We start from the raw sequence: 24,997 nt of genomic DNA on the forward strand, positions 1-24,997 counted from the left end.
GATGGTGTTGCAACGACGACGTACTCTGCTCAAATCAACATTGTTGCCGGCACTGCTGGAACTATCGTCATGGGTGATGCCTTCAGTCGCGCTGGCGCAAACCAGAAGCGTAACGTGTGCGACATCACAGTCGTCACAATGGCGTCAGTGGGAGCAGTTTGTGCAGCGCCATGTCCAAGCCGATGGGCGGGTGATTGATTTTTCGGTTGCCAATCAGCAGAGCACCAGCGAAGGGCAATCCTACGGCATGTTCTTTGCGCTGGTCGCCAATGATCGTGAGCGCTTTGCGCGACTTTGGCGCTGGACTTGCGATAACCTTGGTGCCGACAGTGACAGTCTGCCTGCATGGCAGTGGGGCAAACGCGATAACGGCAGCTACGGTGTGCTCGATCCTAACTCGGCCTCGGACGCCGATTGCTGGATCGCCTATGCGCTACTGGAGGCAGGACGGTTATGGCAGTTGCCCGTGTATCACGCTGCGGGGATGGCATTGTTGCGTCAGATCAAAGAGAAAGAAGTCATCGATTGCCCTGGCCTCGGTCCAATGTTGTTGCCCGGCGCGGTAGGGTTTGCCATGGGCAATCAGACCTGGCGATTTAATCCCAGTTATCTGCCTTTGCCGCTACTGCGCAAGCTGGAACAGCTTGATCGTGCCGGCCCCTGGAGTCGCATGATACAAAGTGCGCTGCAGATGATGCACCAGAGCGCACCTTTGGGCGTCGTGCCGGACTGGGTGACATTTCAGACTGGTCATGGATTTGTGCTTGATGCGCAGAGCAAAGGAGTGGGGAGCTACGATGCCATCCGTGCATATCTTTGGGCCGGGATGACGGCGGCCACTGATCCACTGGCAAGCACCTGGCGTGATAGTTTGAGCGGGATGCTCCGTTTTCTTGAAAGTAATCATGTCGTGCCGGAAAAGGTGGATACCGTCACTGGTGCAGCAACAGGCGATGCACCGCCAGGATTTTCTGCCGCACTGCTGCCTTATCTGGCAAGTCTGCAGCAGGATGCCATGCTCACGGTGCAGCTACAACGAGTGCAACAAGTCTGGCGTAGTGACGGCGATCAGGGCTATTACAACAACGTGCTGACGCTGTTTGGCTGGGGCTGGCAGGAAGGCCGCTATCGCTTTGATGTTAGCGGCAGTTTGCAACCGGCTTGGTTGCCTTGCCAGTAGGCGATAACGAATCTATCGGTGATCCTTGCTGGCAGTACAGTCGGCGTACAATCACTGACCCGATCATCATCTGCCCACACGGATTTTATGGCTCTCTCTTCTCAACTGGATGTCGCCACACCAAAATTCTGGCGTGATGCTGCATTACCATTCATTGAAGCGCGCGAAATTCAGGATGGACGTGGTGTGTGCTATGCGCGACACACGCATCAGACGTTTTCGATCGGTGCGATCACTGGCGGTGAAACGATCTGTCTGCACGGCGCACAGCAGCACCGTATCGGCGCTGGTTCGTTGGTCCTGTTCAACCCAGGCGATGTGCATGCATGCAATCCCTTGGACGGTCAACCCTGGTCGTATCGCATGATGTATGTGGACTGTCAGTGGCTGGCGCAATGTCAGGCCAGCGCTGGCTGGAGCAACGGTGCCGCATTTCAGCCGTTTTCGACGGTCATGAGCGTGCAACAGTCCTTGTTTGATGGCTATCACGATCTGTATGCCGTGCTGCTCGATGCACAGGTCGCTGCGGCGTATAAAGCCGAAGTGGCACAAGGTTTCTTTACCGATCTGGCGCGTCAACTTGATCCAGCCCTGAAATCGCACAAAGCGCCACATCCCGCAATTGACCAGCTTGCCCTTACCATCCGTGAAAACTGTATACAGCCCTTGAAGCTGGATGACCTGTGTCGTGCCTCGGGGCTGTCGATGGCGCATATGATCCGCCTGTTCAAGGCGCATTACGGGATGACACCCCATGAATATCTGCTCAATAGCCGCATCGAATATTCACGCACGCAACTCAGGCAAGGCAAGCCCATTGCCGATGTTGCCGGCGATGCCGGTTTCGCAGATCAAGCGCATCTGCAACGGGTTTTCAAGAAACTGACAGCCGCCACGCCCGGGCAATACCGGGGATAAGCTGGCCATTGTTGGCTATTGCTGCAGCAGGTAATAGGTAGTGATCACCAGCAAAACCGCCAGACTACGGTTGAGCAAGCGGATACGCTCGGCTTTCCCCAGATACTGGCGCAGGAAGATTCCGGCAGCAGCCCAGCAAGCGATCGACAGATAGCAGATCACAAAATAGATGGCAGCAAATTGCCAGATCAGGGAATGTGATCCATTGCCCGCGTATGCTGCCATACCAGCCAGTGATGCCAGCCAGGCTTTGGGGTTGAGCCATTGCATGGCTGCGCCAGAGAGCATCGAGGCAGCCTGAGCCGGTTTCTCTGCACCAAGCTGACCATTATCAGTGGCTAGTTTGTAGGCCATATACAGCAGGAATGCTGCGCCAGCCCATGTCACAACAGCCACCAGATGTGGCAAATAGAGGAGCAGTTCATGCACGCCAAAGCCGGTCATGACCAGCAAGACGGTGAACCCAAGACTCGCTCCCAGAACATGCCGCAAGCTCGCGCGAAAACCATGCTGAACGCTATTGGCAAGGGCAATCAGGTTGACAGGGCCGGGAGAAATTGAGGTGGCAAGGGCGAAGGCGCTCATGGAAAGGAACAAGTTCATTTAACTCTCTATTGGGAATTGAATGACTTGAGCTTAGAGGGCAGCGATGCCCTTTGTATTGAAGAAAATTGCTGTCTGCGTGCGGCAAACCTATGTAGTTTTCCGGAGCGGTGGAACGTGAAGGCTTGGGGTGAGGAGAGAATCCCACACCCCTGCACAAGTCCTACTTCAGTTTGAAGCTGGTGTCGAAGCTGGGGCTGACATCGAGTGCCTGCGTGATCACGCCAGCGTTGGCATAGACCGCAGCGGTATGCTGCTGCGACTGAATCACCTTGGCATCAATGGCTACCGGATGCAACTGGGCGCGCTTGTACACATAGGTGAGGACTTCCGGCGGCAGCCCGGTGATACGCGCCTGTGCCTGCGCTACCAGCTCGGGATGGTTCAGTGCCCACCGTTGCGCCTGCGCCAGACGCTGCAGGTAGTCGGCCAGTATTGCGCGCTTGCGGGCAATAGCATCATCAGTGGCGGCTTGATAGGTGAAGGAGTCCTTGAGGCCAACCGCATTGGTAATCACCTTGGCATGATCATGCAGTTGGGCGATGGCGACATACGGATCCCAGGTCGACCAGGCATCGACCGCGCCCGTGGCGAGTGCTGCCTTGGCATCTGAGGGATTGAGGAAGATCAGTTGCACGTCGCTGGTTTTGAGTCCGGCTTTTTGCAAGGCGACCAGAACCAGGAAGTGACCAATCGATCCCCGGGTAGTGGCAATGCGGTGTCCTTTCAGACTGGCGACATCGATCAGCGGCGAATTGCTGTTGGCAACAATGGCCAGTCCTTCCGATTGCGTTTGAGAAACGCTGACCACATGGGCTTTGGCTCCGGCTGCCAGCGCAAAGATGAACGGCGCATCGCCCAGACCGCCGACATCAATTGCCCCGGCGTGCAATGCTTCACCCAGTGGTTGCGCTGCCGGAAAGTCTGACCATTCGATCTTGTAGGGCAGATCCTTGAGCAGACCGGAGGCTTCCAGAATGCCACGTGCACCTTGGCGCTGGTCGCCAACCCTTAACATACCGCCGTTGATTTGATCGGCTGCCTGCGCAATCATCGGGCTGCCTAGTATCAATGTGGCGGCGAGTAGCCAGCGTCGCAATCCTGTATGCATGATTTCCTTTTCGCTACGGGTAGGTTGTGGGGCGTGAATTGTTAATAACGGCGTTCAATCAAACAGATCGGGCTCTTCGCGGGTAACCACGTCCCACAGGGGCTGGAAGCTGTACCAGCTACCGGTGTCGCTGCCAATCTGCGAGGCCGTGTGCAGTGCCACGGCGTGTGAGAGTGGCTTGGTGGGGCCGGCAGCCTCTGAAATGAGTTGGGTCTGGGCGGCATTTTCCATGGCGATGTAGCGCCAGACAGCGGATTCGACCGAGTTACCGACGGTTAGCAAACCATGGTTTTGTAAAATTGCTGCCTTGTGTTTGCCGAGGGTCTGGGCAATCCGTGCACCTTCGCTGCTGTCGAGTACCACGCCGCTGTAATCGGCAAAGATCACATGGTCGCCATAGAAGGCGCAGGAATCCTGGGTGAGCGGATCGAGCAGGCGTCCCTGTGCCGAGAAAGCCTTGCCCCACAGTGCATGCGAGTGCGCAGCGGCAACAACGTCTGGTCGTGCCTTGTGCAACTCGGAGTGGATCGCAAAGGCAGCGCGATTGAGCAGACCGTCACCGTGCAGGATCTCGCCATCATGGCTGACCAGCAGCAGGTCGGAGACGCGAATGTGACCGAAGTAGACGCCGGCCGGATTGACCCAGAACTGGTCCGGAAACTCAGGATCACGCGCGGTAATATGACCGGCTCCGCCCATGTCGAATCCATAACGTGCGAACAGGCGGAACGAAGCCGCCAACCGTTGCTTGCGGTGCAGACGTGCTGCTTCGACGGTGGGTGGTGGCGGTGGTTCGGCGACCATCAGACGACCTTCGGCGTTGCGCGGTGCCGAGTAGATTGCCGGACGTGGCGGCGTCGCACCGACCACGCGCAGATGGGGCTTGGATAGCGGTGAGCTGTAGAGGGGAGACTGGCTCATGAAACGTTCCTTTTATTGATCAATAGCCGCGTGCCGGATCAAGCACATCGGTCAGTGGCTGGCCGCTGCGAAAGCGTTGCAGGTTGCCAAGAAATTTGTCGAGCAGGGCATCCGTCAGCTGGTCAGTATGCGGTGAGATGTGGGGCGACAGGCGCACCCGTGGGTGGTGATAGTAGCGATGCCCGGCTGGCAGTGGTTCAGGCTCGGTGACATCCAGCGTGGCCAGGGCGACGCGGCCGCTATCGAGCGCTGTCAACAGGGCGGTATCATCAATCAGGCTGCCGCGTGCAATGTTGATCAGATGTAGCCCGGGCTTGGCCTGCGCCAGCACATGCTGATTGATTGCGTGGCGGGTGGCCGGGGTAGCCGGTGCGGCCAGTACCAGATGATCGGCACGCGCAACCAGTTCGTTGAGATCGGCAACGGCGTCAACCCCTTCAATATCGAACGGTGTCTGAGAACGGCGTATTGCCACGACGCGCATACCCAGTGCCAGCGCACGTTGCGCCACGGCACGGCCAATTGAGCCAAAGCCATAGAGGCCAAGTACGCTGCCTTGTACCAGAGACAGGCTGGGGCGTTGCCATGGCGAGGCATCCTTGAGCCAGATCGTCGGGATCTGTTTGGCTGCGCTGAAGATGGCGGCCAGCACATACTCTGCGATGGCGTTGGAGGCAGTGCCACGGGCCACAGTCACCACCGGCCCTTGCAGCAGCCAGTCGGGATAGAAGTCGATGCCGACCGAGGCCAGCTGGATCCAGTCCAGTTGCAGCGGCCAGCCGCGCGGACGCGCTGCGCTTTGGGTCGTGCTGGCATTACCCGCCTTGTTGAAAGGCCGGACAAACAAGACGTTGGCCTCCGGCGCCAGCACACTCAGGTCACCCGCTGGCAGATCAATGACTCTGGCCTGTGCCTGTTGCGCCAGCCGGGCATTGACGCTGGGGTCCAACTGGCTGGCAATGATGATGTCACGCATGGGCAGGCTCCGGCTCACGCTGCCTGCGCCACGTGACGCTCAGCGACCGCACGGCGCACCAGCGGCAGCAGATCACGGCCATATTGCAGCGCATCGGCGAGTGGCTCGAAACCGCGAATCAGGAAGGTGGTGATGCCGAGGTCGTAGTAGGCCAGCAGCGAGTCGGCCACCTGTTGCGGGGTACCGACCAGCCCGGTCGAATTGCCGGCGGCCTTGGTCAGTGCAGCGATGCCGGTCCACAGTCGCTGATCGACAACGGTTCCTTGTGCGGCAGTTGCCAGCAGCCGTTGTGAGCCGATGTTGACGGGCTCTTGGGGCCGGCGCGTGAACAGGGGATTCTGTTTGACGTTGATGCTGGCCTGCTGCAGGATACGATCGGCCTTGGCCCAGGCCAGCTCTTCGGTATCGGCCAGAATCGGACGCAGTGAGAGGCTGAATCTGATCCTGTCGGCACGACCATATCGGGCCGCTGCGGCGCGTACCTTGTCGATGGTCTCCTTCACCTGCGCCAGTGACTCGCCCCACAGGGCATAGACGTCGGCATGTTTGCCGGCGACCTCAATGGCGATATCGGAGGCGCCGCCAAAGTAGACCGGTATATGCGGGTTTTGCACTGGTCTGACGCGGGCATTCTGGCCCTTGACCTGATAGTACTTGCCCGCGTAGTCGAAGGGGGCATTGGCGGTCCAGGTCTGCTTGACGATATCCAGAAATTCGTCGCTACGGGCATAGCGTTCATCGTGGCTGAGGAAGTCGCCATCGCGTTGTTGCTCGGTATCGTCACCGCCACTGATGATATGTACCGCCAACCGGCCATCACTGAACTGATCCAGACTCGCCAGCTGCCGCGCCGCCAGCGTCGGTGCCATAAAGCCGGGTCGGTGGGCCAGCAGCACGCCCAGTCGCTCGGTCTGCGCCGCAATGTAGGCAGCTACCTGGAAGCCGTCCACCGAGCCGCTGTTATGTGCGATCAGGACCCGATCAAAGCCGCCGTTTTCATGCACCCGGGCGACGGTGGCAAGATAGTTTTTGCTGACCACGGGACCGTGCGGCAAAATCGTTTCAGAGCTTTCCTGGGTGGTGGCATAACCGATGAATTCGATACTCATATTTTGTCCTTTGGGCGAGAGTAGATTGTTCAGAGACATTCGGAGAGATTCAGAGTGATTCAGAGTGATTCAGAGTGATTCAGAGCGATTCAGACAAACTCAGGCAACACGTACCGGGCTCGTCTGCGCTGGCGCGACAAGTGATCCAGTTTGCGGACCCAGCAAGGCAATGCGCCCGGCGTTGATCAGGATGCTGTCGTTTTGCGGCGTATGGATACGACTGCACAAAACATTGCGGTAATGCCGCTCCAATGCGTTATTGCGTGAGAGTCCGGGATTGCCGCTGATCTCGATGGCCTTTTCCACCACAGCGATGGCCTGGGTGGTGACCAGATATTTGATGCGACCGCTGTCATCGCTAGCCACTCTGGTGTTGGCAGCGGCGGCATCGAGCAGCAAGCGGTTGGACAAGAGCCAGGCATCAATCTGACCGACGGCTTCCTGAAACCGTGGCAGGCTTGCCAGCGGTGTGCCCAGATTGGCCGGGACCCGGTTCTGCAGCCAGTCCACCAACCAGTCGCGCGCGGCCCTGGCGACACCGTCATAAATCGCACCCAGCAAGACTGCACTCCAGAGCAGGGTGGTCGGATCAATATCCGGCTGACTGTTGGCCGGTGCAACATCGACCGCGTGTTCGGCAGGCACCAGCACATCATCAAAGATGACTTCGTGGCTGCCGGTGGCCCGCATGCCGAGGTGGTCCCAGTTCTCGACGACAGAAACACCGGGCGTATCGCGATGCACCAGCCAGCTGCCTACCAGTGGTTGCGCATCGTCACTACGTGCCCAGACGTTGAGCCATGTCAGGCGCGGGATGCCGGTCGAATAAATCTTTCGACCACTGATGCACCAGCCTTGCGGTACCCGGCGGGCTACTGTTGCAGGCAAGCCGCCACGGGCTGGCGTACCCAGTTCGGGCTCGACCCGCAGCGCATTGATAAGCGCACCGTCGCGCACTGCCTCAGTGGCAACCTGCCGATATAACTGGGTGGGCCAGCGGGCGGTACGTGAGTTGGCAGCATGCTGCAGATATTGCATGCTCAGCACCAGCGCAGTGGATGGATCACCATAAGCCACCGCCCCAATCACGCGCCGTGTCTGGGCCAGCGTCGCTGCATGTCCGCCAGCAAAATGCGGGACAGTCAGGGACAGCAAACCATGTTGATGCAAACGCTCAAAATTCTGATGCGGGAAACTGCCATCACGGTCATGTTCGGCTGCCGTAGCCGCAAATTCACTGGCCAGCTGTTGCAGCAATTGATCAAATGCAGGCTGATCGAACAGGGAGGACGCGGCGGCTGCGTGGGCGCTCAAGAGATTGGCTGACATGTTTTTCAGATCGAATAGTTACTCAGGTTGAACGGGGCTGGTGGTGACGTCGGAACCAGATGCAGGCTAGGGCTAGGGCGCCCAGACACGGATGGTGCTGGTTCCTGTGCGGTGGTTGCATCTCTGTCCTCGCGTTCGAGCTCGACGCCCAGTAACTGCAGCAACTGGGTTCGGACCTGCTGGAAAACAGGATTGTCGGCACTGCGCGGACGCAACTGCTCGATCCGGATATCGACCGCGATACGGCCATGCTCCAGTACCAGAACACGGTCAGCCAGTAAAACGGCCTCGTCCACGTCGTGCGTGACCAAAAGCACCGCAGGCTGATGCACGCGCCATAGCGACAGGATCAGCTGATGCATGCGCAGTCGGGTCAAGGCATCGAGCGCGGCAAAGGGCTCGTCGAGCAGCAGGAGCTGCGGCTCGCGCACCAGTGCCCGTGCCAGCGCGACGCGTTGCGCTTCGCCACCGGAGAGGGTGGCTGGCCAGGCGTTTTCGCGGTGCGCCAGACCAACTTCGGTCAATGCCTGGCGGGCACGTTCACGCGCGTTGGTCACGCGCAAACCCATCGTCACATTGCGCCAGGCACGCTTCCAGGGCATCAGACGCGGTTCCTGAAACACGGCCGCGCGTGCAGCTGGCACCTGCAATTGACCAGCGCTGATCTGATCCAGCCCAGCCAGTGCACGCAGCAACGTGGTTTTGCCGGAGCCGCTGCGTCCCAGCAGGGCAATGAATTCGCCCGGCTCAATCGCGACATCCAGACGATCCAGAATGGTGTTGCTGCCAAAACGCTTACTCACCTGGCGCAGGCGTACCGCGCTATCTGTGGCAGACGTCAGCCGATCGTTGGCAACGGCGGTCAGTTTGGCTTTGGCCATCGTCAATCCTTGATAAAAGAGGGACGCCATGCCAGCGCCACCTGTTCGATGCCGCGCACCAGCACATCGGTCAGCAAACCCAGAAGGCTATAGACCATCAGACAGACGACGATGATGTCGGTACGCATGAAGTCGCGTGCGTTGTTGATCAGGTAGCCAATGCCGGCGGTTGCATTGATCTGTTCCACGATCACCAGTGATAGCCAACTCACGCCCAGTGCGTAGCGCAAACCGAGCAGAAATGATGGCAGCGCACCGGGCAGGACTACATGCCAGATCAGTCCCAGATGGCCGAGGCCGAACAGGCGGCCGGCTTCGATCAGCTTGGCGTCGATGCTGCGAATGCCGCTGTACAGGGTCAGATACATGGGGAAGGTGGTAGCAAAGGCGATCAGGCTGATCTTGGTGAAGTCGCCAATACCAAACCAGACAATAAACAGCGGCACCAGGCCAACAAAGGGTAGCGTGCGCACCATCTGCATCGGCGCATCGACGATGAATTCGCCTCGGCGGGATAGTCCCGCAATCAGTGCCAGCCCGGTACCGATGGTCAGTGAGATAGACAGTCCGGTCAGTACCCGACCGAGCGACACCAGCAGATTACTGCCCATTTCACCCGAAGCGACCAGGGTGGCGAAGGTGCTGGCGATTTGTGATGGTGCCGCCAGAATCCGATCCGGTAGCACACCGGTACGGGAGGCAAGTTCCCATAGCAGCACAATGACCAGCGGACTGGTGGCGCGCCGTAACAAGGCACGCAGCCAGCGCTGTTGCCAGCCTGATGTCTCAGCGGTGAGCGGCTTGATGAGCGCGGTGGGGGCGTCAAGAACAGACGCGGTGATGTTCGACATCGTACTTTCTGATCCGTAAGGCATAGGTTGACGATCGTCGAAACCTGTCGCGCTTATCGGCTTATCTGAATCAACTGAATAAACTCAGTGCAGTCAGGGCAGTCTGCGCGGTGCGACCGTACAGCGGATCATAAGTGTTGCGATATTATGATTAAACGAATTATTTTGAATATTGAAATATGAAAATTTAGAATAATGACTGAGCCGTCCTGAACAAGTGATCAGGTTTGCGGATGGGCCTTGGCCGATCCCTTTACGCTTCCCTGTGCGGCACTGAAGGTACGTGCCACCCTCGTCCCGAACAGGGTAGCAGCCTGTTGTTGTGCATTTGGCAAACGGGCTTGCTGGATCAACCAGATATCCAGTATCGGCTTGAAGTCAGTCACGTGAATGATATCGAGTTGATCGCGATAGTGACTGGCGAGCAGTTGCGGCAGCGGCATCAGGCCCAGTCCGCGACCACTGGTCACCAGACCCAGTTGCAGATCGGCACCAAAAATTTCTAAATTGACCTTGAAGGACAGGCCCTGTCCCGCCAGTGCCCGTTGCAGTCCGGCGCGAAAGCCGCAACCGTCGGGATTGAGCACCCAGCCGTGCGCATGGCAGTCGGCCAGTTTGTAGCTGCGGCGACTGAGCTCACCTTTCGGCGCGACGACTGCCAGTTCGATGCGCCCCAGTGAGGTGCTGCCCACACCTGCCGGGAACACTTTGGTGGCGGGAAACAGGGCAATGGCAGCATCAAGCTCGCCGTTATCGACCTTGTCGACCAGTTGTGCACCCCAGCCGGTGGATACCTTGGTAGTCATCTCGGGAAAGTCTTCGCTGATCTGATGCAATGCATCCAGGAGCGCAATATCGCTGACCGACTGAATCACACCCAGACGAAATTCCCCGCTGGGTAAATCACTCTGGCGCGCCAGGTCACGCAGCGACTCGACCTCGCGTAGTACGGCACGGCATTGTTCATAGACCCGTTTGCCCATGGCATTAGGGCGTGGTGGCTTGGTGCTGCGGTCGAGTACTTCAATACCGAGAGCCTCTTCAAAGCTTTGAATGCGGCGGGTAATGGCCGATTGTGTCAATTGCAGAGACGCCGCCGCAAGACTGATGGATTGGCAGCGCACCACGGCAACGAAGGCATCAATAGCGTCTATTTTCATAACAAATTCGCATATTCATAGGAGTGATTTATGCGAATTCTAACAGCAGAGTGGTGCGGTGCAGCTGCCTTGCGTCTTCGGTTGATAGAAAGGCTGGGAGATGATCATTTCGGCCTGCACGTCCCATGAGGAGCGCATATTCAATGCTCATAGTCCAACTGGGATGAGGCTGTCAGCGTTCGAGATTGTCTTTGACAATCGTGAGTAACGCGACCAGTTCGCGACTCTGCTCGGCTGACAAACCCTTTATTGCCGCCTGTAAAACCGGTGCAGCGCTCTCCTTGATCTGCCGGTGCAGGAGTGCGCCTGCAGGACTTAACTGCAGTCGTATGTTGCGCCGGTCTAAGGCGTCTTCCTGTGCCTCCAGAAAACCATCGTCACGTAAGCGGCGGATGAGCCGGGTCATTTGTGCCTTGTCGCGTCCTGAGTGTTGTACCAGGTCACTGAGTGTGCTGCCTTGCCGGTGCGAAAAAAAGCTCAACACACGGCTTTCCATGTGGGTAATTCCTTGCTCGCCGGCACGAACCGCCGCCAATTGTTGCGAACGGTACAAGTGCATGACGGTATGAATGGACTCGAAGACCGCACTAGCGACATCTAATTGGTTGACATTATCAATTTGTTTTTTCATAATAGGTGACATTATCAATCAATTTCAATGTTATGGATACCAAGACAACCCCAAGAGAAGTACAACGTGTTCGTCATGAAATCAAAATGCGTGACGTGACCGTCAGCCGCGTGACCCAGACCGGCACCAATATGTTGAGCCTTACCTTCAAGGGCGAGGCGCTGGCAGATTTTGTTTCCTTGTCGTTTGACGATCATATCAAGTTCATTTTTCCTGACGCCTCCGGAGAAGCGGTGCGGCGCGACTATACGCCCGTTGACTACGACAAGCAACGTCGCGAGCTGACGCTGGAATTTGCGCTTCATGCAGAAGGTGCCGCTACCGACTGGGCGCGTCAGGCCAAGGTCGGATCTCAGGCAGTGATCGCGGGGCCGAAGGGGTCGATGATCATCCCGAAGGATTATGACTGGCATCTGCTTATCGGCGATCTGTCGGCTTTGCCTGCCATTACCCGACGGCTCAAGGAATTGCCCGCCACAACACGTGCGCTGGTGCTGGTACAAATCAATCACGTTGGCGATATGCGGCAGTTCGAGAGTACAGCAGATATCGATGTCAAATGGATTCCCAGTACCGCTGAGCTCATTGCCCAACTACGGGCTTTGGAAATGCCTGTCGGGGAAGGGTATACCTGGGCCGCCGGCGAGGGCAACACCATGAAGCTGGTGCGGTCGATCCTGGTGGAAGAAAAGAAGCTGTCCAAGGATGCTTTGCGGGTAGCAGCGTACTGGAAGCAGGGCGCTTCGGATTTTCATGAGCGGCTTGACTGATGCGGCTGTCGCCAGCGTTTGTTCCTCACGCTTCGATGTTTTGTCGACCGGCTTGTGGATTGCGCGATGGCTGGCTTTTCAGATTACTATACCGTTCTTCCCGATTGGCAGGCACGGGAGCCTGCAGCCCTGTTTCTGAGATCATCATGCCATTTGTCGTCACTGATTCTTGCATTGAATGCAAGTACACCGATTGTGTCAGCGTGTGCCCCATGGATTGTTTTGTGGAGGGACCTAACTTTCTTGCCATTGATCCTGATGGCTGCATCGATTGTTCGATGTGCGTACCTGAATGCCCGGTTGGCGCGATCTACAACGTGATCGATCTGCCTGCATCACTGGCGCATTTTGTTGAGCTCAATGCCAAGTTGGCAAGCACCCCGGGCTGGAAACGGATTACGCGGGCGCAAGCACCAATGCATGATCACGAGAAATTCAAGGATGTCGCTGACAAGCTGCCGCTACTGAAGATGACTTGATCAATCGATAATTTTTAGCGGTGCATCTGTACTGCTTTCATCCTTCAGTGCCACGCCGGTCAGCTCACGTCGCAGTGCCTCGGCCAGCAAATAGTCGAGCTTGGTAGCGGCCTCTTCATAGGACATGCCTTGCGGGCGGACATTGGAAATGCAATTGCGCTGTGCATCGTTCATGCCCACCGTGGGCATCCAGGTCAGGTATAGGCCCATGCTATCGGGAGAACTCAATCCCGGGCGCTCTCCAATCAGAATCACCACCAATCTGGCATGCAACAGGCTACCAATTTCGTCGCCAATGGCAACGCGTCCCTGACGCACGATGCTCAATGGCGCCAGTGTCCAGTGACGGGCTGCGATTTTACTTTGCAATACCGCCAGGAAAGGCACTGCATTGCGGGTAATGGCAAGTGACGACAGACCATCGGCGATCACAAATGCGAGATCGTAGTGTCGTGCCTGATCACCATCATCCAGCGCCTTGCGTGAATCGTCGCTCAGACGTCTGCCCAGATCCGGGCGCTGCAGATAGGTCAGCCGATCCGACGCCGCGCTATCGACAATCTTGCAGGTGCTTGCCCCGTGAATATTGGCATCGATCAATTGTTGCTGTAATTGCGCTGCATCGAGCGCCAGATGCACGGCATCACGTGCTTGCGCATGGGCCAGCTGAAATGCCAGTTGGGCATTGGTCGGCAAGCTGACGCCAGCACGTCCCAGTGCAATGCGCGCCGCCGTGTAACGACGCAATGTGTGCCAAGGATTATCGGTAACCAGTGTTGGTGGCGTTGGCATAGGCGGGAGGATGTCGTATTGGTCTGGAGCTGCATGAAAGCCGTCATTGCAGGCGTTCGAGCATCGGCCTGAATGCCGATGGCAATGCATCATGCAGTCGGAACTGGGTGTCAGTGCTGAAAATTTGCATCCGTTGCAGCCACGCTTCGAACTGTGGTGCCGGCCTCAGGCCGAGCACACGACGTACGTATAAGGCATCGTGAAACGAAGTGGTCTGGTAGTTGAGCATGATGTCATCCGAACCGGGAATGCCCATCACGAAACTGCAACCCGCTGTCGCCAGCAAGGTCAGCAGGTTATCCATATCGTTCTGATCTGCCTCGGCGTGATTGGTATAGCAGACATCGCAGCCCATTGGCAGTCCCAGCAGCTTGGCGCAGAAATGGTCTTCCAGGCCGGCGCGGATGATTTGCTTGCCGTCATAGAGGTATTCAGGACCGATAAAGCCAACAACGGTATTGACCAGCAAGGGCTCGAATTTGCGTGCTACTGCATAAGCGCGCGTCTCACAGGTTTGCTGATCTACACCGTGGTGCGCATTGGCTGATAGCGCACTACCTTGGCCGGTTTCGAAATACATAACGTTATTCCCCACCGTGCCACGCCCCAAGGACAAGGCCGCACTGCGCGCCTCACCCAGCAAGGCAAGATCAATGCCGAAACTCCGGTTGGCACCCTCGGTACCGGCAATCGACTGGAATACCAGATCCACCGGCGCGCCGCGTTCAATGGCCGCAATGGTATTGGTGACATGCGTCAGCACACAGGACTGGGTGGGAATCTCATAGCGCCCGATAATTTCATCCATCATCGAGACCAGTCGCATCACCTGCGGCACATTGTCGGTTGCTGGATTGATACCGAAAACGGCGTCGCCGCTACCGTAGAGCAGGCCGTCCAGCAGACTGGCGGCAATACCGCTGGCGTCATCGATTGGATGGTTGGGCTGAAGGCGGGTTGACAGGCGTCCCGGCAAGCCGATGGTATTGCGAAATGCACTGGTCACCTGACACTTTTTGGCGACCAGAATCAAATCCTGATTACGCATGATCTTGCTGACCGCTGCTGCCATTTCTGGTGTGATTCCCGATGCGACTGCGGTCAATGTGACACTGTCCGTATCGTCGTTGAGCAGCCAGTTACGAAAATCACCGACCGTCAGATGACTGATCGCAGCAAAGGCTGATACATCATGCTCATCAATGATCAGGCGGGTAATTTCATCCTCTTCATAAGGGATCAGTGCCTGTTCGAGAAACGTGCGCAAAGGGAGCTCTGCCAATGCCATTTGCGCCACGGCACGCTGTTCGGCATTGCGCGCGCTGACACCGGCGAGCATGTCGCCAGAGCGCAATGGCGTGGCCTTGGCCATCAACTCCTTGAGGTCGCGAAACTGATACGTGACCGGTCCGACGGTGTGACTGAATTGGTAAGGCTTATGTTGTGACATGAAGATCACCTTTGGCGGCGCTGCGGCAGGTCCGCGTTATCGTGCGGCTGCGGCTATTGTGCCGCAATCTTTCTCGGCCGTCAGCGCCTCCACACATCATGCTGTCAACAGCGGGTTGGTCTTGCCGTATTTGATGCTGGTTTCGGCTGGCAGCCAGTTGCCAGTCGACTCTTGTCGCCCCTGCAACAGAAAGCGTGGCTGCCTGGCGTCCAGTTGTGCTGCAGCCAGTTTGGACAAGGCACCAATATTGCCCGTCTTCATACGGTTGACGATCATGCCGAAGCGGGTCTCCGCGAAATCTCGCAACATATCGTAGTCGCCATCGCTGTCGCCAGCGACAAAGAGTGGTCCATAGCCTTTGAGTCCGACAATCTCGCGCTTGATGGCCACACTTTTTCCAGGCCCCCAGGTGAGCGGCCAGTTTTTCAGATAGGCGTTCCTGAACACATTGCCGTTACGCTCCAGACGCAAGCCCAGCACGTTTTCACGGCTGACGTTGTAGCCATATTTTGGATTGCTGGCAAATACGGCCACGACTTCTTCCATGGAGGCCGAACAGACGTAAACATCGATCCCATTGGCACGCAGGGTATCCATCAGGCCACCTATTTCGGTGCATAGCCGAATACCGTGAAAATGCGAAGTACTGACGATGCCTGCGCGGCCCGGGCGCTCTGTCGGGCTGGTGTATTTGACCTTGGTCAATGCCGCACCGAGTGCGGCGTCATTGGAGGCTTCTGCCAGTGCCATGACTTCTGCCTCAGTCATGTTGGCGAAGAAATAGATGACCCAGGGATAACCGATATTGACGCCATGGGTATCGTTGACCGCTTCATACAGGTAGTACAACTTGGTGCGGAAATCGAGGAACTCGATCGTCCTGGTCATTTCTTCCAGTGACTTGTTGCCGGCCAGACCCTGATAGTTGCTGTAGAGGAAAGCGTAGTCTGCATCTAGGTCAGCACAGATTGAATCAAGATCAACCGCCATGCCTGCTGCATTTTTGTAGTCCGCCATAAACGGTCCGGGCGGTACGTTTTGGCGGAGGATCGCACCGAACTCAGCCGGTGTGAGCTTGAATGAGAGGGTATTGATCTGATACATGAACAGCGCTTCTTCACAGTCATTCATGATGCTGGTGTTATCCCAGTCGAATACTGCGTAAGGCCGCTTTTTGCTGTTGTAATCTTTAGCCGTATTGCCATAGGTAGCGATCATTTGCGCGACCAACTGATGGTTGCGCGGCGACCATTTGGCACGATCCAGTCCAACTGAAACTGTCTTTTGTGGCTCTTGTGCGCGGGCGATTAAAGGAGTGGCGACCACTGCCGCACCGGCAGCCGTTGCAAGTGCTCGTCCCATGAATCCACGACGTGCATGGACTGGTGTCATATCTTGTTGTTTGATATTCATATGTTGCATTCCTTGTTCAGTGTAGAGAGAAGAAATCCGAATCGCAAAAGGTGCCAGTACGACAGAAATGCATGTGGCTTAGATTCCCGCAGGATCTGTTTCGCCAGGATCAACGACTGCCATGACATTGCTACGACTCGTGCCAGTGAGCAGGAAATAGACGTAGCCAAGTGCCATGAAAGCTACAAAAATCAGAAAGATCAGCCAGTTGTAATAGATCATGGTGATCATGCATACCAGCGCGCCGAACAAGGCAAACGCTGGAAAAAAGGGATACAAGGGGGCACGGAATGGCCGTGCCAGATCAGCCTCGATGCGACGCAGGCGGAACAGGCTCAGCATGCTGAGGATGTACATCAAAATAGCGCCAAACACTGACATGGTGACAATATTGGCGGTCAAGGTCTGGCCGCCAAAGGTAATCAGTTCGTCGCTATAGATGGCCGCAATGCCAATCACGCCGCCGGCCAGAATCGCGCGATGTGGCGTCTTGAAGCGAGGATGAATCTTGGCAAAATATGCTGGCAGGTAAGCCTCGCGCGCCAGTGCAAATATCTGCCGCGAATACCCAAGGATGATGCCGTGAAAGGATGCCACCAGCCCAAACAGCCCAAGCCACACGAGCATGTGCAGCCATTGGCTATTGCTGCCGACGATGAGTTTCATGGCCTGCGGCAGGGGATCATTGATATTTGCCAGTTTGGTCCAGTCGCCCGCACCGCCAGCAAATAACATGACACCAATGGCCAGCACCACCAGTGTCAGAATACCGGTAATGTAGGCAATCGGAATCGAACGCTGCGGATTCTTGGCTTCCTCCGCCGCCATGGCAACACCTTCGATGGCGAGAAAAAACCAGATCGCAAACGGGATCGCTGCAAACATGCCAGGCACTGCCATCCAGGAAAACGTATCCTGCCCAGACCAGCCACCCTTGTTGAAATTGACCATCGAAAAGCCTGGGGACACTACGCCCATGAACACCAATAATTCGAAGATGGCGAGAATGGTGATGCACAACTCGAACATCGCCGCGATTTGCACGCCGACGATATTGAGCGCCATGAACACCAGATAGGCCCCCAGTGCGGCCAGTTTGGGATCGATTTGCGGAAACTGCACGTTCAGATAGGCCCCGATGGCCAGCGCAATCGCTGGTGGTGCAAAGACAAACTCGATGAGCGTGGCAGCACCGGCGAGATAGCCGCCAAGCGGACCAAAAGCACGCTTGCTATAGGCGAATGGACCACCTGCATGCGGAATGGACGTGGTCAGCTCCGTGAAGCTGAAAATGAAAGTGGTGTACATCGCCGCGATGAACAGGGCCGTGACGGTAAAACCAAGCGTGCCCGCACTGGCCCAGCCATAACTCCACCCAAAATATTCGCCTGAAATCACAAGGCCGACAGCGATACCCCATAGTTGCAAAGTACTTAATACCGGTTTAAGCCCCTGCGGAATGGGACTTTGCGTAGTTGTGCCTGACATAAAGTGGCTCCTGTGCGATATCTCGATAGATCGGTGGCAGGCATACCGTTTGCTTGAATAGCACCGATGCCCGCGACTTGAATATAGCCCGTAGCGAAAATACGGCGTTATCGAAAATCGGCAAACATGACGATCTTTTCTAGAGAACGCAGACAGCGATCGCCATATTGTTTAGCTCATTATCCAATCCCGCCATGACTGAATCTGCCTCATCGAAGGTCTTTGCAATGCCAAGCCAGATCAGCTCGCGCACCGTCATAGCGCACGACGTCGACGAGCATGCACATAACCTGAGCAATTGGGAGCAAAGCTACGATCAGCTCGCCGCTGGACGATTTGATGGGGTATTGGAGGAGTGGAAAACAGAGGGGCTGCAGATTTTTCGCGAGCGTAACAGTCATGCGGTACGCCAATCCTGCTGTGTGTGGCCCGATGCTTACTGGTTTGGGATCGAACAGCCCGTTGCCGGCAGCATCCGCATGAACGGCCGGCAGGTCCGTGCCGATATGATCATGACACGTCCCGGCAACCGTGAATTTGAGCTGGTGACCCCGGATCGCCATGAAATACTTGGCATCGTTATCCAGCGCAATATCTTGCTGGAGGAAGCGGATCGCCACGGTTGCACGATCGCTTGGAGCGCCTTGGCGAACGCAGAGTTACTGCATGTTGACAGTGATGGCCTGCAAGCCTGTCGCCGGCATATTGCGGCGTTACTGAGTCCGGTAGGGCAGTGCGACGACATCACGCCGGGTTCAGAACAGCAAAGATCGTACAGCCAGGAGCAGGTAGTCGCTGCCTTGGTAGCGCTACTCGATAGCAGTGAAGTGGAAAGCCACGCCTGCAACAGTTTGAGCAGACGTCACCATATCGTCACTGAGGCACGTCAATATGCGAAGCAAAACCAGGCTGAGTCATTGACCGTACCGATGTTGTGCGCCCATCTGCATGTGAGCAGACGTACCCTTCAGTATTGCTTTGAGGATGTACTAGGAATGAGCCCGATGCATTATCTGCGGTCATGGCGGCTTAACGGCGTGCGGCGTCAATTGATGCAAAGCGACCGAGGGCTTCAGCGCATCGGTGATGTGGCTGCAGCCTGGGGGTTTACCAATTTCAGTCAGTTTTCTTCTGACTACAAAAAGCTGTTTGGTAGTTCTCCTTCGGCAGCACAACGACTATCTGTCTAGTTGGTGGCTTCAGTCCCTGGACTTGGCGGACCTGCGCTGGTTTGCCGTCACCGTATCAAGGTGCCAACAAATTCGCACAATGTCCTGCCTGCGTCGGCGTATCGCTGATTGCATTACCGCGAGCCACGCATTGGTCAGGCGACAGTGGGGTCTTTTGTTCGACGAAGTTAACCTTCAGATCATGCAAGCAACGTCGCACGGTAAAACAGCTCCATTTGGAGCTGCGCGCGTTGGGTCTGACCCTACACTTTAATGAACTGGCTACGTAAGAGGCCACTTACTTGGCAGCCATTTATAAGTATCCCCATGTTTCTCCCTTGCATCGGCCACGCTCATTGAGAAACATCCATCCGCGCCATCTAATTTTTTCTGCACGAACGCAACCTTTTCAAGGCCTTCAACTTTGCCTACGACCACGTGATATACCGGGGTGTGATTGTCGGCCACTAGACGAATTTCTGCTACCAGAAATATGCTGTGGGCATCTCCAAAAACACAAGTCTTGATGCTGTAACCTACCGCCAGGCCAAAAGCCGCAAGACGCATGGTCATCGCGTGATGGTGTTCGTGAGGAAGTCAAAATGACGACCTGGAATGAGACCATGATCGCGAGGGCGATTTCTCAGCAGACCCTGCAACGGCGCTGCCTTCTGTTGGTGAACAACTGCAATTGGACTGGCCATGAGTGTGATGTGCTTGGTGTAACACTTGATCTTCGTATTATCGATATCGAAATCAAGATCAGCCGAGCCGATCTTAAAGCGGATGCGAAGAAGGAAAAATGGTGGCGTCGCGCATATAACTGGCCGTTCGAATCGGAATATTCATGGCAGCATGGGGCGCCCGCACCAGATCAGCGGCTAATTCATCCTGCCAAGGTCTGGAAGCATTACTACGCCATGCCGATCGAAATCTGGAAACCAGAACTGATTGACAGCCTCGCGTCTCCAGCAAGCGGCATCTTGTTGCTAAGCCAAGGAAATGGATATACGTCGAATGGTGTTCCATTAGTCACCGTCAGGGTGCAGCGCCGCGCTATACCGAATCGAAATGCAGAACGACTCCAGCCTACCCATGTAATGGACATTGCTCGTCTAGCAAATCTGCGTATGTGGGAAAGCTATCAGAAAGTAGACGAGATGCGAAACGAAATGCGGAGCGTAGCATGACGGGCCGCCAAAAATTCACCGAGAGAAAAATCCGCTTGGTCGGAGAGCAGCAAAAGGCGGCAGCAATAGCTTTGCTGGAAAACATACCCCTAGATCCTGAGAAGCCGCTAGAAGCAGTTTTTCGCGAAGAGGTAAAAGTCCGCAAGCTTGATCAGAACGCCTTGATGTGGGTTGGTCCACTCAAGGATATCGAGCAACAAGCTTGGGCGAATGGCCGTCAGTACAGTGCAATCGTGTGGCATGAGTATTTTAAAGAACTATTCTTGCCTGAAGAATTCGATACTGAATTAACCAAAGAAGGCTACCGCAAATACGACTTTACGCCAGACGGCGTGCGCGTTCTCGTTGGTTCGACTACTGAACTCACTATCAAAGGCTTCTCGCAATATCTAGAGCAAGTCCATGCCTTCGGCGCAAATCTCGGCGTTTTGTTTCATGCGAACCCAAATGATCGACGGATGGCCGCATGAAGCGCTCAACTCCACTCAAACGGACGGGCTTCAAGTCGCAGCCCGGCATCTTGCGCACTGCCACGCTGCCGGATCTGCAGAAGCTGAAGAAGCGCACTTTGAAGTCGACGCGCCCAAAGACTTCCAAGATCCGCCAGTCCGCCCGCGATAAAGAATGCACCCTGCGATTTCCCGGTGTCTGCAACGGTCGCACAGATACCACTGTGCTGTGCCACAGCAACCGTTTGGCTGATGGTAAGGGGATGGGCCTGAAGGCTCCAGATACACGCGCCGCTTACGGCTGCTCGGCTTGCCATGACGTGCTTGATGGCCGCGCACCCCGTCCAGCAGGGATGACATACGAATCAATGAATGAACTGTTTGACGCTGGAGTGCGTGAGACGCAAGCACAGGTAGCTCGCGCTGGGTTGCTGGAGGTGATCCATGACTGAGAAGCGCAAGCCAAGTCAAATCGAGGCCACGTTTGCGCTGCACTGCCGTGCGGAGAAGCTTGATCCGGTGCGTGAGTACCGTTTCCATCCTACACGCAAGTGGCGGTTCGACTTCGCGTTTCCCGACCGCATGATCGCAGTCGAGTGCGAGGGCGGTACCTGGACCAATGGCCGCCACAACCGTGGCGCCGGATCTATAGCTGACATGGAGAAGTACAACGAAGCACAGCGCTTGGGCTGGTCGGTATTTCGGTTTCACGGCGGCGCGGTGATGAATGGCGACGCGATCCGCTTCGTCAAGCGAGTGCTGAACCCAGAGGATGAAAAGTAATGCGTGATTACGGGAAAGTCTATACCGCTTTTTGGTCGAGCGAAGACATTCGCGACTTGAGCGAAGACGGCCGCATGTTGGCCTTGTATCTCATGACATTCAAGAGTGCATACGCGAGGTTAGTGACCGATGCCAGAAATAGCGGGACGCCCATTACTTGGTCTGTTTCGCTTGGATTTGACAAGCAGAAGCAGGTTCACGCGATTCAAAAAGCTGAAGTGGCAGGACTTCTGTCCGCTCCCACTGTGTCAGGACTCCTTCCAAACTACTCCATTGAAAAAAATGGCCCCTCAACTTGCCCTGAAGGTTTAAAACGCATCAAGGAAATGATGTCTGTCCTTGATTCGAAACGTGCGCAGCGGGCAGAGGAGCGGGCTCGGACAACAGAATTAGAGCGAGCGCAAGTACAGCAAAAGAAAGATGCTATGGCCGCCCTGGTGATCCAGCGCATGGGAGATTCCCGTGGGTGATTTCGATAAATTTCTTGAGATTAGAAAAGAGTATGGTCGTCGACTGCCCTACTGGCTGGAAGTGTACGAAAAAACAGGAGATATGCGTCAAGACCCATATTTTATGAATTGGCAATTCACGCCAATTGAAAACTCCGTCTGGAGTGATATTCGAATCGCAGGCATACCGTTCTTTCCTCAGGTTCCAGCACTTAATTACTTCTTGGACTTCGCTTGCCCGTTCCTGAAAATTGGTATTGAGTGCGATGGAAAGGCATGGCATGACTCTCAATTGGATGCTCACCGCGATAAACGACTAGCTGAAGATGGTTGGATGATTTTCAGAATTGAAGGGCATGAATGCCGCCGAGTTATTGAGGCATTTCCTGAATATGAAGAATCTGAGTTTGAGGATATCTACAACTATTTTATGACTACATCCGAAGGAATTGTGTCCGCTATTAGGCAGAAATATTTTGAAGACCGCGCCACCGAAAAATACAGTGATTTGATTGAGCAGACTCTCTTTAATCATCGCTCAACTCCAGAAACTTTTCCTATGCGCTTGCTGCGCCGCGAACAAACAGCACCCATCAACTCGGGTGATGCACTCGAGGACTATTTGGAAGAGATTTTCTTTCGATCAAGAAAGACTGCAGCATGAGATGCCTCTCTTGCAAGCACCTGGACCTGAAGCACAACGCTCAGATGTCTCGCCACGGATTCGGGCATTGCAAGAAGGAAGAGCGCAATTACGTGCACGTCAGCATCAAGAACGAGCGGGAGTGCGCGAGTTTTGAGGAAGTGGACCAGGCGACCGTGGGTAAGCGGTCGCCTGGTCCACTGCCCAGCCAAATAGTGGAATCAATGACGCCCGGGTACCGATATCGGGCAGATCAGATCGCCGCCAAATTTCATGCGAAATGCCCTGAGGTGCATGCGCTGCTTCGAAAGATGGTAGATGACGGAGTGATTCAATCCGCGCGCGGGGCGCGTGACTCTCGCTATTTCATCCCGGCCACAGAGTTGCCTCGCGACGAATCAATTGCGCCTGGCGCATATCGGCCTGAGGCTAAATAGATGGCACCTTTTGACATGAAAGTGCATTGGCGGCTCTGCGAAGGGGCACGTAATCCGGTAACGGGGGTTGTTTGAACTGGCAGCAAGAGATGGCCAAGCTGGCGCGCCACGAAGACCAGTTCCGGATTATCCAGGAGCGCCAGCGGTTGAGACAGTACCAGTACGGCGACCCAGCAAAGCACGTCGAGTTTGAATCAGAAATCCGGCGCCGGGAGGCGGCGAAGAAACAGCGAAAGGGCAAGCGATGAATGTGATTGAGAAGTACACCCGGGCCGTAAATTCATCGAACCTGCGTGACGATGAGCAGCACCATGCTACCGATGTGCTGGCTGCCACGGCGCTTTGCGAGACTCGCCTGGCAACCAAGCTATTTCGGGTGAAGTACGCCGGCGATGCCACAACCTATGCTGCGCTGCTTGCCGAATGGACTGAGATTGTTACGTTCAAGAGCCTGCTGCGCACCTGGCCGATCGAGGTGAGCCCGAAGAAGGTGGCTCGGCTTTCGCTCGATCACTGGCTGAATGACGTTTGCCCTGTGTGCACTGGTACTGGGCTGCAGCTTGGCGTCGGGCACACGGATGCTGCATGCAAGGCTTGCAACGGCACTGCAAAGCGCCCCGTGCAGGTCAAACACAGTGTGCAAGACTACGTTCGAGACATGGTAGAGTCACTGGAAGCCATGACAATTCAGGCTGGTGGTGAGGCCATGCGGAAGTTGGCTCGGGCGATGGACTTTTAAAATCAAGGAGGCGGCATGAAGCAATACAGAGTTTTAGTGAAGGGCGGTAGGCCTATTGCCGGTTACCGCGCAGATGGCGGAAGAGTCAGAGTAATGCCAAGAGAATATGATTGTTACTGGCTTAGCATCGCGCGTGGTCAAGATCCTACTTTGCGAGCCGCATTGCGGTTGATTGGCGCTGATTCGCTCGGCGGCGATTTGGACGTTATGAAAGATGAGTTTTCTGATGATCTTGACGGCTTCCCTGAGCTGAAAAGCGACAGCAAATTTGAAGTCCTCAATTAATACTTGCACTGGGTGTATACACAGTATAAGATTTAGTCACTGCATGCTTTACGAAGCACCCGGCATGCATAATTTGGGCGAAAGCACGGCAGCGTCTTACGGAAAGACGAGAAGTTGTCGGATAAGCTCGCCCTAAATTTTTGATATGTGAGTAGATTCATTTCGCGGCGGTTTCACTCTCCAGATAGGTTTGGAGATCGCGAATCTCCTCACACATCAGAAATTATCAAAGCCCCGCACCTTCGCTGGCCGGGGCTTTTTGCGTTTGTAGCTCAATGGTAGAGCCGAAGCCTTCCAAGCTTAGGACAAGGGTTCGATTCCCTTCGGACGCTCCAGGTTTATGCGGCTGAAAGTTCCAGGCACTTTCCGAGCGCAGCCAATGCCTCCTCGATACGATCAATTTTGGTGGTGTGCTTGAGATCAATCAATCGGTTCACCTCTTGCGGAGTGGTGCCCATCCGGCGGGCAAGCTCGGATGACCAAACGTCGGCGGCGACCATCTCATTGAGCAGTAGGATTTTCGCAGAGACGCTGGCGGGGAGGTCAATAAGGCGTTCGCCTTTGCGTGCTTTTGATGGCGCTGGTACCTGGCGCTTTTCGTCAAAGTAGACCTCCATCGAGTGCAGCAAGACGTCGGCGGCCATCGCAAGCGCTTCTTCCTCGGTATCGCCCTGAGTGATTGCCTCGGGGATGTCGCGGAAGGTAACGACAAAGCCGCCAGCTTCTTCGTCTGGTTCGAATTGTGCAGGGTATTTCATGGTTGCTCCGTTTATCGAGAGATAAAAATTTTG

Annotated in this window: 30 protein-coding genes and 1 tRNA gene; 15 read left to right on the plus strand and 16 right to left on the minus strand. The window is 55.7% G+C overall.

Going from position 1 to position 24,997, the window contains the following annotated elements; translation table 11 throughout:
- Position 1 precedes the first annotated feature (1 nt).
- Both bcsZ and FHW66_RS12515 read left to right on the plus strand, forming a co-directional pair.
- Entirely contained in the window at positions 2-1,180 is a 1,179-nt protein-coding gene (bcsZ, locus tag FHW66_RS12510; protein ID WP_183380146.1) for a cellulose synthase complex periplasmic endoglucanase BcsZ, read from the plus strand.
- An 87-nt stretch (positions 1,181-1,267) separates the two neighbouring features.
- The gene (locus FHW66_RS12515; protein WP_183380147.1) at positions 1,268-2,098 is read left to right on the plus strand and encodes an AraC family transcriptional regulator; all 831 of its coding nucleotides are present in this window, start codon (positions 1,268-1,270) and stop codon (positions 2,096-2,098) included.
- 15 nt (positions 2,099-2,113) lie between these two features.
- On the opposite strand, the gene FHW66_RS12520 is transcribed toward FHW66_RS12515, so the two are convergent.
- The 10 genes from FHW66_RS12520 to FHW66_RS12565 all read right to left on the minus strand — a co-directional run bounded on the left by FHW66_RS12520 (position 2,114) and on the right by FHW66_RS12565 (position 11,670).
- On the minus strand, positions 2,114-2,701 hold the full coding sequence (locus tag FHW66_RS12520; RefSeq protein ID WP_183380148.1) for a LysE family translocator: 588 nt from the start codon (positions 2,699-2,701) through the stop codon (positions 2,114-2,116).
- Positions 2,702-2,864: 163 nt separating this feature from the next.
- Complete coding sequence (locus tag FHW66_RS12525; RefSeq protein ID WP_183380149.1) at positions 2,865-3,812, minus strand: ABC transporter substrate-binding protein; 948 nt, start codon at positions 3,810-3,812, stop codon at positions 2,865-2,867.
- A gap of 54 nt (positions 3,813-3,866) precedes the next feature.
- Positions 3,867-4,733: a class II aldolase/adducin family protein gene (locus tag FHW66_RS12530; RefSeq protein WP_183380150.1), complete on the minus strand. Its 867-nt coding sequence runs from the start codon at positions 4,731-4,733 to the stop codon at positions 3,867-3,869.
- 19 nt (positions 4,734-4,752) lie between these two features.
- A complete protein-coding gene (locus FHW66_RS12535; protein WP_183380151.1) occupies positions 4,753-5,709 on the minus strand; it encodes a D-isomer specific 2-hydroxyacid dehydrogenase family protein in 957 nt (318 codons plus the stop codon).
- A gap of 14 nt (positions 5,710-5,723) precedes the next feature.
- Positions 5,724-6,818, minus strand: a complete 1,095-nt coding sequence (locus FHW66_RS12540) for an LLM class flavin-dependent oxidoreductase (protein WP_183380152.1) — start codon at positions 6,816-6,818, stop codon at positions 5,724-5,726.
- 99 nt (positions 6,819-6,917) lie between these two features.
- Complete coding sequence (locus tag FHW66_RS12545; RefSeq protein WP_183380153.1) at positions 6,918-8,147, minus strand: acyl-CoA dehydrogenase family protein; 1,230 nt, start codon at positions 8,145-8,147, stop codon at positions 6,918-6,920.
- A 5-nt stretch (positions 8,148-8,152) separates the two neighbouring features.
- Positions 8,153-9,058 (minus strand): ABC transporter ATP-binding protein, encoded by a 906-nt coding sequence (locus FHW66_RS12550; protein ID WP_370543517.1) that lies wholly within the window; start codon positions 9,056-9,058, stop codon positions 8,153-8,155.
- Positions 9,031-9,879: an ABC transporter permease gene (locus FHW66_RS12555; protein ID WP_183380154.1), complete on the minus strand. Its 849-nt coding sequence runs from the start codon at positions 9,877-9,879 to the stop codon at positions 9,031-9,033. Before FHW66_RS12555 ends, FHW66_RS12550 begins: the two co-directional genes overlap by 28 nt.
- Positions 9,880-10,100: 221 nt before the next feature.
- Complete coding sequence (locus tag FHW66_RS12560; protein WP_183380155.1) at positions 10,101-11,039, minus strand: LysR family transcriptional regulator; 939 nt, start codon at positions 11,037-11,039, stop codon at positions 10,101-10,103.
- A 172-nt stretch (positions 11,040-11,211) separates the two neighbouring features.
- Positions 11,212-11,670, minus strand: a complete 459-nt coding sequence (locus FHW66_RS12565) for a MarR family winged helix-turn-helix transcriptional regulator (protein ID WP_183380156.1) — start codon at positions 11,668-11,670, stop codon at positions 11,212-11,214.
- 86 nt (positions 11,671-11,756) lie between these two features.
- Here FHW66_RS12565 and FHW66_RS12570 point away from each other — a divergent pair, with 86 nt between their 5' ends.
- Positions 11,757-12,440 carry a siderophore-interacting protein gene (locus FHW66_RS12570; RefSeq protein WP_255458950.1) on the plus strand — a complete coding sequence of 228 codons (684 nt, stop codon included), beginning with the start codon at positions 11,757-11,759 and terminating at the stop codon, positions 12,438-12,440.
- Positions 12,441-12,586: 146 nt separating this feature from the next.
- Positions 12,587-12,919, plus strand: coding sequence for a ferredoxin FdxA (gene fdxA, locus FHW66_RS12575; RefSeq protein WP_183380158.1), 333 nt, complete (start codon positions 12,587-12,589; stop codon positions 12,917-12,919).
- On the opposite strand, the gene eutC is transcribed toward fdxA, so the two are convergent.
- The 4 genes from eutC to eat all read right to left on the minus strand — a co-directional run bounded on the left by eutC (position 12,920) and on the right by eat (position 18,062).
- Complete coding sequence (gene eutC, locus FHW66_RS12580) at positions 12,920-13,711, minus strand: ethanolamine ammonia-lyase subunit EutC (RefSeq protein ID WP_183380159.1); 792 nt, start codon at positions 13,709-13,711, stop codon at positions 12,920-12,922. It lies immediately after the preceding gene.
- A 43-nt stretch (positions 13,712-13,754) separates the two neighbouring features.
- Positions 13,755-15,161, minus strand: a complete 1,407-nt coding sequence (locus tag FHW66_RS12585) for an ethanolamine ammonia-lyase subunit EutB (RefSeq protein WP_183380160.1) — start codon at positions 15,159-15,161, stop codon at positions 13,755-13,757.
- Positions 15,162-15,257: 96 nt separating this feature from the next.
- The gene (locus tag FHW66_RS12590; protein WP_183380161.1) at positions 15,258-16,583 is read right to left on the minus strand and encodes an HAD family hydrolase; all 1,326 of its coding nucleotides are present in this window, start codon (positions 16,581-16,583) and stop codon (positions 15,258-15,260) included.
- 69 nt (positions 16,584-16,652) lie between these two features.
- Positions 16,653-18,062, minus strand: coding sequence for an ethanolamine permease (eat, locus tag FHW66_RS12595; RefSeq protein WP_183380162.1), 1,410 nt, complete (start codon positions 18,060-18,062; stop codon positions 16,653-16,655).
- Between the two features lie 194 nt (positions 18,063-18,256).
- Here eat and FHW66_RS12600 point away from each other — a divergent pair, with 194 nt between their 5' ends.
- Positions 18,257-19,252 (plus strand): helix-turn-helix domain-containing protein, encoded by a 996-nt coding sequence (locus tag FHW66_RS12600; RefSeq protein ID WP_183380163.1) that lies wholly within the window; start codon positions 18,257-18,259, stop codon positions 19,250-19,252.
- A 261-nt stretch (positions 19,253-19,513) separates the two neighbouring features.
- Here FHW66_RS12600 and FHW66_RS12605 read toward each other — a convergent pair whose 3' ends face one another.
- On the minus strand, positions 19,514-19,804 hold the full coding sequence (locus FHW66_RS12605; RefSeq protein ID WP_183380164.1) for a hypothetical protein: 291 nt from the start codon (positions 19,802-19,804) through the stop codon (positions 19,514-19,516).
- A 29-nt stretch (positions 19,805-19,833) separates the two neighbouring features.
- On the opposite strand from FHW66_RS12605, the gene FHW66_RS12610 reads away from it, so the two are divergent.
- The 10 genes from FHW66_RS12610 (at position 19,834) to FHW66_RS12655 (ending at position 24,541) form a co-directional block, all read left to right on the plus strand.
- On the plus strand, positions 19,834-20,421 hold the full coding sequence (locus FHW66_RS12610) for a hypothetical protein (RefSeq protein WP_183380165.1): 588 nt from the start codon (positions 19,834-19,836) through the stop codon (positions 20,419-20,421).
- On the plus strand, positions 20,418-20,891 hold the full coding sequence (locus FHW66_RS12615; protein ID WP_183380166.1) for a recombination protein NinB: 474 nt from the start codon (positions 20,418-20,420) through the stop codon (positions 20,889-20,891). Before FHW66_RS12610 ends, FHW66_RS12615 begins: the two co-directional genes overlap by 4 nt.
- Positions 20,888-21,322, plus strand: a complete 435-nt coding sequence (locus tag FHW66_RS12620; RefSeq protein ID WP_183380167.1) for a nuclease domain-containing protein — start codon at positions 20,888-20,890, stop codon at positions 21,320-21,322. The genes FHW66_RS12615 and FHW66_RS12620 overlap by 4 nt, the downstream gene beginning before the upstream one ends.
- On the plus strand, positions 21,315-21,653 hold the full coding sequence (locus tag FHW66_RS12625) for a hypothetical protein (protein ID WP_183380168.1): 339 nt from the start codon (positions 21,315-21,317) through the stop codon (positions 21,651-21,653). The genes FHW66_RS12620 and FHW66_RS12625 overlap by 8 nt, the downstream gene beginning before the upstream one ends.
- Positions 21,653-22,123 (plus strand): hypothetical protein, encoded by a 471-nt coding sequence (locus FHW66_RS12630; RefSeq protein WP_183380169.1) that lies wholly within the window; start codon positions 21,653-21,655, stop codon positions 22,121-22,123. The genes FHW66_RS12625 and FHW66_RS12630 overlap by 1 nt, the downstream gene beginning before the upstream one ends.
- Positions 22,116-22,766, plus strand: coding sequence for a DUF559 domain-containing protein (locus FHW66_RS12635; RefSeq protein ID WP_183380170.1), 651 nt, complete (start codon positions 22,116-22,118; stop codon positions 22,764-22,766). Before FHW66_RS12630 ends, FHW66_RS12635 begins: the two co-directional genes overlap by 8 nt.
- Before the next feature lie 487 nt (positions 22,767-23,253).
- Positions 23,254-23,430 (plus strand): hypothetical protein, encoded by a 177-nt coding sequence (locus tag FHW66_RS12640; RefSeq protein WP_183380171.1) that lies wholly within the window; start codon positions 23,254-23,256, stop codon positions 23,428-23,430.
- Positions 23,427-23,921 carry a hypothetical protein gene (locus FHW66_RS12645; protein ID WP_183380172.1) on the plus strand — a complete coding sequence of 165 codons (495 nt, stop codon included), beginning with the start codon at positions 23,427-23,429 and terminating at the stop codon, positions 23,919-23,921. Before FHW66_RS12640 ends, FHW66_RS12645 begins: the two co-directional genes overlap by 4 nt.
- Positions 23,922-23,936: 15 nt before the next feature.
- On the plus strand, positions 23,937-24,206 hold the full coding sequence (locus FHW66_RS12650; protein ID WP_183380173.1) for a hypothetical protein: 270 nt from the start codon (positions 23,937-23,939) through the stop codon (positions 24,204-24,206).
- Between the two features lie 261 nt (positions 24,207-24,467).
- A tRNA-Gly gene (locus FHW66_RS12655) sits at positions 24,468-24,541 on the plus strand.
- Positions 24,542-24,544: 3 nt separating this feature from the next.
- On the opposite strand, the gene FHW66_RS12660 is transcribed toward FHW66_RS12655, so the two are convergent.
- Positions 24,545-24,964, minus strand: coding sequence for a type II toxin-antitoxin system HicB family antitoxin (locus tag FHW66_RS12660; protein WP_183380174.1), 420 nt, complete (start codon positions 24,962-24,964; stop codon positions 24,545-24,547).
- Positions 24,965-24,997 lie beyond the last annotated feature (33 nt).

Origin of the sequence: Herbaspirillum sp. Sphag64 (assembly GCF_014192645.1) — a bacterium.
In the GTDB taxonomy this organism is placed as follows: Bacteria; Pseudomonadota; Gammaproteobacteria; order Burkholderiales; family Burkholderiaceae_D; genus Herbaspirillum.

Excerpts from the sequence above, each read along its gene's own strand:
- FHW66_RS12565 (WP_183380156.1), bottom strand. The coding sequence starts at position 11,670 with ATGAAAAAACAAATTGATAATGTCAACCAATTAGATGTCGCTAGTGCG.
- FHW66_RS12605 (WP_183380164.1), bottom strand. The coding sequence starts at position 19,804 with ATGACCATGCGTCTTGCGGCTTTTGGCCTGGCGGTAGGTTACAGCATC.
- eutC (WP_183380159.1), bottom strand. The coding sequence starts at position 13,711 with ATGCCAACGCCACCAACACTGGTTACCGATAATCCTTGGCACACATTG.
- FHW66_RS12645 (WP_183380172.1), top strand. The coding sequence starts at position 23,427 with ATGAATGTGATTGAGAAGTACACCCGGGCCGTAAATTCATCGAACCTG.
- FHW66_RS12570 (WP_255458950.1), top strand. The coding sequence starts at position 11,757 with ATGCGTGACGTGACCGTCAGCCGCGTGACCCAGACCGGCACCAATATG.
- eat (WP_183380162.1), bottom strand. The coding sequence starts at position 18,062 with ATGTCAGGCACAACTACGCAAAGTCCCATTCCGCAGGGGCTTAAACCG.
- FHW66_RS12530 (WP_183380150.1), bottom strand. The coding sequence starts at position 4,733 with ATGAGCCAGTCTCCCCTCTACAGCTCACCGCTATCCAAGCCCCATCTG.
- bcsZ (WP_183380146.1), top strand. The coding sequence starts at position 2 with ATGGTGTTGCAACGACGACGTACTCTGCTCAAATCAACATTGTTGCCG.
- FHW66_RS12620 (WP_183380167.1), top strand. The coding sequence starts at position 20,888 with ATGAAGCGCTCAACTCCACTCAAACGGACGGGCTTCAAGTCGCAGCCC.
- FHW66_RS12560 (WP_183380155.1), bottom strand. The coding sequence starts at position 11,039 with ATGAAAATAGACGCTATTGATGCCTTCGTTGCCGTGGTGCGCTGCCAA.
- FHW66_RS12630 (WP_183380169.1), top strand. The coding sequence starts at position 21,653 with ATGCGTGATTACGGGAAAGTCTATACCGCTTTTTGGTCGAGCGAAGAC.
- FHW66_RS12660 (WP_183380174.1), bottom strand. The coding sequence starts at position 24,964 with ATGAAATACCCTGCACAATTCGAACCAGACGAAGAAGCTGGCGGCTTT.
- FHW66_RS12650 (WP_183380173.1), top strand. The coding sequence starts at position 23,937 with ATGAAGCAATACAGAGTTTTAGTGAAGGGCGGTAGGCCTATTGCCGGT.
- FHW66_RS12545 (WP_183380153.1), bottom strand. The coding sequence starts at position 8,147 with ATGTCAGCCAATCTCTTGAGCGCCCACGCAGCCGCCGCGTCCTCCCTG.
- FHW66_RS12525 (WP_183380149.1), bottom strand. The coding sequence starts at position 3,812 with ATGCATACAGGATTGCGACGCTGGCTACTCGCCGCCACATTGATACTA.
- FHW66_RS12585 (WP_183380160.1), bottom strand. The coding sequence starts at position 15,161 with ATGTCACAACATAAGCCTTACCAATTCAGTCACACCGTCGGACCGGTC.
- FHW66_RS12550 (WP_370543517.1), bottom strand. The coding sequence starts at position 9,058 with ATGGCGTCCCTCTTTTATCAAGGATTGACGATGGCCAAAGCCAAACTG.
- FHW66_RS12615 (WP_183380166.1), top strand. The coding sequence starts at position 20,418 with ATGACGGGCCGCCAAAAATTCACCGAGAGAAAAATCCGCTTGGTCGGA.
- FHW66_RS12610 (WP_183380165.1), top strand. The coding sequence starts at position 19,834 with ATGACGACCTGGAATGAGACCATGATCGCGAGGGCGATTTCTCAGCAG.
- FHW66_RS12625 (WP_183380168.1), top strand. The coding sequence starts at position 21,315 with ATGACTGAGAAGCGCAAGCCAAGTCAAATCGAGGCCACGTTTGCGCTG.
- FHW66_RS12535 (WP_183380151.1), bottom strand. The coding sequence starts at position 5,709 with ATGCGTGACATCATCATTGCCAGCCAGTTGGACCCCAGCGTCAATGCC.
- FHW66_RS12600 (WP_183380163.1), top strand. The coding sequence starts at position 18,257 with ATGACTGAATCTGCCTCATCGAAGGTCTTTGCAATGCCAAGCCAGATC.
- FHW66_RS12515 (WP_183380147.1), top strand. The coding sequence starts at position 1,268 with ATGGCTCTCTCTTCTCAACTGGATGTCGCCACACCAAAATTCTGGCGT.
- FHW66_RS12520 (WP_183380148.1), bottom strand. The coding sequence starts at position 2,701 with ATGAACTTGTTCCTTTCCATGAGCGCCTTCGCCCTTGCCACCTCAATT.
- fdxA (WP_183380158.1), top strand. The coding sequence starts at position 12,587 with ATGCCATTTGTCGTCACTGATTCTTGCATTGAATGCAAGTACACCGAT.
- FHW66_RS12590 (WP_183380161.1), bottom strand. The coding sequence starts at position 16,583 with ATGCAACATATGAATATCAAACAACAAGATATGACACCAGTCCATGCA.
- FHW66_RS12540 (WP_183380152.1), bottom strand. The coding sequence starts at position 6,818 with ATGAGTATCGAATTCATCGGTTATGCCACCACCCAGGAAAGCTCTGAA.
- FHW66_RS12555 (WP_183380154.1), bottom strand. The coding sequence starts at position 9,879 with ATGTCGAACATCACCGCGTCTGTTCTTGACGCCCCCACCGCGCTCATC.